Here is a 4949-nt window from a genome sequence, read left to right as displayed (position 1 = left end):
GGTCTACACGATTGTCGAGCGGAGCGGTCCCGATCACGATCCGCTCTTTACCGTACGCGTCGAGGTCAAGGGTTTTGACTGAACGATAATGTTGAGCTATCCTTTTTGGGTCTTCAATATATTCTCCACGCTCAAAGTAACCAAGATTAAATCGAAGAAATATATCAGCGATTAGAATACTATCTCCGATTAAATCTAATAAAATCCAGATGCCATCAAATCTTTTGAGAAAAGCGATTCTGAATGGTACAATAAAAGCATTATAAATAGTAATAGATACAATTAATACTTCCCATAATCTAATCAATTTAGTATCGGGATAAAATATAGGTCTTTTTACTCGATTTTTGATTTTAGTCATTAGTAAAAGTTGTCTAAAGAAGTAAAAATTAGGATAGATAACCAGTTAGGTATTTTAGAACTGTCTATGATTATTTCTTATTTATAGGCTTTAATTAAACCATAATAAGACTTATAGCGGTTTTCACAAAGGTAGAGTACAAAACTTCTGCCTTCTGCCTGCTGTCTTTTGCCTTTAAGCCGAAATTTTTGTACTCTATGTTAATCAAAACCGCTATAAATGATTGAACTATATTTTTGTACTACTTGTGAATCTAACACTTGATAATAAGGGATAATAAGTGTTTTTTTGTAGACATTTTTTTGAGAAAAATTTGCCAATACGAATAGCACCCTAAAAATATAATTTTCTAGCATAATATGTTCCCATTGTAATTAGCTTATGGGACTGTTCAGACAAGAATGTTTTGATAGCAATTAATTCTGGATTTTGACCGACTAAAAATTTCTAACAAATATACATTTTTTGACTTTGAAGCATACTTCTTTATTATAAGAACTTGAAAAATAAAGTCGTCTAGCCTTCCTGGCGAATCGTTTTTTTTTCAAATATAAATTACTCTCAATATCTCTTTTTGGTAAAAGCAGATATGCTCAAATGATATCATAGAAAATTCAAAAAATATATCTCAAGTAAAATCGTCTGCCAAACTAGGAAAACTATTAAGTAGTTCTGCAAAATTACAACAATTTTTAGGATGATGAGATACAGTTTAAGACTAATTTATATTCCCTATTCTCTATTCCCTAAAGTCCTAAAATTTTGTACCTTATTAACTCCAAAACTGCCGTAATTATACATACTCTAAGCCTGAAAATCCTATATTGTAAAAATCACACAGAATAAAATTAGGGTAAGTATTTCCTGCGGAATGCCGAGCTAACAGCAATCAACTATTAGCTGGAGCGCCATTAACTTATTCTTTTTGAAGGAAGAATCAGAGTTGGAAGATTGAGATAAAATTAAAAGTTACTTTCAAAGTATATTAGCTAATCTTTTTTATTAATTATTTGGTGCAGGATTATTACCGAGAAATTATGGTCTAAAGCCTCCCCTTTTAAGGGGAAAAAAGAAAAAATTTTTCCTTTGAGTCAATCCTATCCGTTTTCAAGAAGAGGTAATAATTAATTATTAATTATTAATTATTAATTATTAATTGTTGAACACCGAAAAGCTGTTGGCGTAGCATTCCCTAGGAAAGGCGAACTACCTGAATACTTACAAATTATATCAAGTCCCGTAGCATCGGTGTAATTAGATAAAGACTGTCGGGAGATCGGAAGATATAGAAAGATTTGGCAATAGCGCTCGTGAAGTGAACATTTTTGGATACCGAATCAAGCGGATTTGATATTATGCCAATTTCAAAAATGGCTGCTATAGCAAAACCCAAACTAGGATATTCTTCCAGCCATTCATTTGTAAAATTTTTTGATCAAAATGGTATTATATCAATTTGAAAAAAGAATGTTATGAATAATAAGGACTATTAAAATACTTTACAGGAGATTTCTCTCTGACTAACTGGACTTTCAGAAAAAAATAGACTAAACTAGGCTAAGATTATTATATATTGTGGCTTTTCCCTCGAAAATGCTAGCGGATGAAAGAAACAACCTTGTCTGCCTTACCACCATGCTTTGAAAAGCGGTGTCAAAAATTTGATGATTTATGGAAAACTCAAGGTCAAAAAAAGGGATTTCGTTATTATTTTGCCGGATTATTAGGAGAAAGTCAACGGAAAAATATTGCTCAAATGACTGACAATATTATCGGTTCTTCATATCATAATATACATCATTTTCTTAACTATGCTAAATGGCAAGAAGATTCGATAAATCAGCGTCGTTTACAAATTATGAATCAACGTAATCGCGCCCAGAATTAGAAATGGTTTTGCTCTAATTATTGACGCCATGCGGACACAGGAAAAGTGATAATTTTACTGATGGAGTCGGCAGACAAATCTTTTGAGAAATTGGTAAAACAGACAATGGGATAGTTATAGTTACAAGCCATTTATATGATGGAGTAAGAAGTCTGCCTTTAGATATTGAATTATATCAAAGTTCATCATCTTTTCCCTCTGGTAAAGATGATCAATAATTTGTTAAAAAGCCAGATTTAGCACTTCATATAATTCATAAAACTTTGTCTAGAAAATATCGTTCCGGTGTAGTTTTAATGGATTGAGGTTATGGTAATAATTCCTCATTTTTAGAGGAACTATAAAGGCTACAACTTAACTATATAGGTGGTGAGCGCCAAGAATCGCTTAGTCAATGTTATCAATCAAAAAAACAGAAAGAAACAATTACAAAAAAAGGTTAGATGAAATCCTATTATCTTTACCTCAGAAAAATTTTACTGAAGTAACTTTAGAACAAGATGTATCTAAAACAGTTTGGGTTGCTACTATAGAAGCAAAAATTAAAGGTTTGACCTGCCAAAGAACTATTGCTATCGTCATGAATAATAGTTCTGTAAAAGATGCAACTGAAGTAGATTATTTAATCACAAATAAACAATATAAAACTGTGACAGGAGAATGGATAGTTAGGATACTTTCTCAGAGAAACTACATTGAAAAATTTTATAGAGAAGCTAAAGGCTGGTTAGGATTAAAAGAATATCAAGTCAAATAAATTCAAAATTAAAAATTATTAATTTGCTCATTATCACCTCTGCCTGAAGTTAGAAGCTTGAAATCAGGAAAATATTTTTGATTTTTTTGTTAGGTACGAACGAGGCTTAAATCGTTAATTAAATAATTATTGAAATTAAGGAACGAACCAAAATTTTTGAACTTTGAATTTTGAATTCAAAAAATGGTCAGAAATAAAACCAGTCTTATACGTCACTTTATTTTAGTTTTTACTGCTTATACTTTCATCCTGTATCAGCAATTAATGGGAGGGTCTCCGAAACGTTATGCTCATAAACCTTTAACAAATTTTACAGAAACTTTAGCAGCATTTCTGACAGGAATTTATTACCGAACAATTAATAATTATTAATTATTAATTAAATAATTCAGCTTACTCTACCTCCCCTTGAAAAGGGAAAAAAATGCTCTTGAATTTCCTTATATTCAATTCCGTAACGGTTTTAACCTTCTTGTAATTATCAATTATCAATTATCCATTATCCATTAATGAAAACTTTTTTTGTTTGCTGCAAGAGCATCAAGATGTTTTTGCCAAGGATAAAGTGAATCTGGGATTTGTTTAGGGATAGACTCAGGTATAATCTGCTGCTGATAAAAGATTGAAGTAATTTTATTTCACTTTTTTCCAAAAATCCAGCTATTTCTTATTCTCTCAAATCGAAAAATTTTGTATTTCACCAATTTGAGAAAAGCTATAATAACTTACGCAATTTTTCTTTCATTTTTATTACTGACTGTTAATTCCTGATAGCTAAATTCTCGCCTAGTAATTTTACCATCACACTATAAATATCTTGAGCAAATTTTTTCGAGTTCCACAAAGGTGCTAAATTTTCTGACTCCTTAGACCTAACTAACCTATCAATAAATTCCTGCCGTAAATTAGAATTTTGACCTAATTTCACACCCCAATCAATATATTCTTCCCATGACCATGATACCCCTAACTTAATATCTAAACTTTGTAAAAAAGAATAACCCATTCTAGATAAAAATTGTTCTCCAGCGTAGGTAACAACTGGCAAGTTAAACCACAAAGCTTCCAAAGTATGAGTACCACCATTATAAGGATAAGAATCAAGCAAAATATCCGCTAAAGAATAAATACTTCTATGTTCCTCCTCTGTAGAAAATCTATCCATAAATTTAATCCGATGAATACTAACTCCCTAAGCTTTACAAGTTTGATAATAAGCAGCTTGAAATACCTCTACATCTCCTAATCCCTTATGAACTAAAATACTATTAGGCACTTGCTTCAAAATAGCAACTTGCGCCTTAACTAAATCTCGATTAAATTTTCTACCTGGTGCTAAACAGAGATAAACTATTTGATCTAAACCTATTCTCCGGGATTTTCTTAAATTAGCTTGACTTCTTTCTATTCTTTCAAAACCAGAAACTGCCACAAATGAATCTGGCATTCTCACCAATTTTTCTACATAGTATTTATCTCTATCTTGAGGGTGGGTATGCCAGTCGCAGAGAAAATAATTATCCGAAGATATGTAAGGAGCATCAAACCCTAACCAAGATATACAAATAGGTGCTGGTTGATAAGAAAAAATTTCTGTATTAATTGGTAAACTCAGAGAATCTAAATCTATTAATATATCTACTTTGTCTTGCTGAATTTCACCAATAATTTCTCCCACATCTGCTATTCCTTGAGGATATTTTTTCGGTACATATAACTCGATCGCCACGCCGGGACCAGCACCTACCTGCGCCCGGCGGCGCCGAGCGACGGGGTGGCCACGCGGCTCTGGACCGTCCTGCGGGAGGAGATCGCCAACCTGCCCGAGCACGCCGCGGACCTGGCCCGGCTGGAGGGCGTGCTGCGCGAGCGGGGCTCCGACGTGGAGCTCTTCGATCGGCTGGCCGGCAACTGGGACAAGTTCGCGGGAGCCTTCGAGACCG

5 protein-coding genes and 1 pseudogene are annotated in these 4949 nt (G+C 33.3%); 3 read left to right on the top strand and 3 right to left on the bottom strand.

Annotation, left to right across the window (positions count from 1 at the left end):
* Positions 1–361 (bottom strand): annotated as a pseudogene (locus tag F6K22_RS31570) (hypothetical protein); the annotation flags it as partial.
* 1603 nt (positions 362–1964) lie between these two features.
* Here F6K22_RS31570 and F6K22_RS31565 point away from each other — a divergent pair.
* The 3 genes from F6K22_RS31565 to F6K22_RS31555 all read left to right on the top strand — a co-directional run bounded on the left by F6K22_RS31565 (position 1965) and on the right by F6K22_RS31555 (position 3378).
* Positions 1965–2249, top strand: coding sequence for a transposase (locus tag F6K22_RS31565; RefSeq protein ID WP_293107377.1), 285 nt, complete (start codon positions 1965–1967; stop codon positions 2247–2249).
* A 394-nt stretch (positions 2250–2643) separates the two neighbouring features.
* Positions 2644–3006: a hypothetical protein gene (locus tag F6K22_RS31560; protein ID WP_293107374.1), complete on the top strand. Its 363-nt coding sequence runs from the start codon at positions 2644–2646 to the stop codon at positions 3004–3006.
* Positions 3007–3189: 183 nt separating this feature from the next.
* Complete coding sequence (locus tag F6K22_RS31555) at positions 3190–3378, top strand: hypothetical protein (protein WP_293107372.1); 189 nt, start codon at positions 3190–3192, stop codon at positions 3376–3378.
* A 388-nt stretch (positions 3379–3766) separates the two neighbouring features.
* Here the strand turns inward: F6K22_RS31555 and F6K22_RS31550 are convergent, their stop codons facing one another.
* Together F6K22_RS31550 and F6K22_RS31545 are read right to left on the bottom strand one after the other, a co-directional pair.
* Positions 3767–4180 (bottom strand): O-linked N-acetylglucosamine transferase family protein, encoded by a 414-nt coding sequence (locus F6K22_RS31550; RefSeq protein ID WP_363274844.1) that lies wholly within the window; start codon positions 4178–4180, stop codon positions 3767–3769.
* An 18-nt stretch (positions 4181–4198) separates the two neighbouring features.
* Entirely contained in the window at positions 4199–4735 is a 537-nt protein-coding gene (locus tag F6K22_RS31545) for an O-linked N-acetylglucosamine transferase family protein (RefSeq protein WP_293107369.1), read from the bottom strand.
* Positions 4736–4949 lie beyond the last annotated feature (214 nt).

It is taken from the genome of Okeania sp. SIO2F4 (assembly GCF_010672385.1).
In the GTDB taxonomy this organism is placed as follows: Bacteria; Cyanobacteriota; Cyanobacteriia; order Cyanobacteriales; family Microcoleaceae; genus Trichodesmium.
The sequence above is the reverse complement of the archived record's forward strand: the minus strand, read 5'-3'. Positions and strand labels throughout refer to the sequence as shown.

Coding starts and splice junctions, on each gene's coding strand:
- F6K22_RS31560 (WP_293107374.1), top strand. CDS start 2,644: ATGTTATCAATCAAAAAAACAGAAAGAAACAATTACAAAAAAAGGTTA.
- F6K22_RS31565 (WP_293107377.1), top strand. CDS start 1,965: ATGAAAGAAACAACCTTGTCTGCCTTACCACCATGCTTTGAAAAGCGG.
- F6K22_RS31555 (WP_293107372.1), top strand. CDS start 3,190: ATGGTCAGAAATAAAACCAGTCTTATACGTCACTTTATTTTAGTTTTT.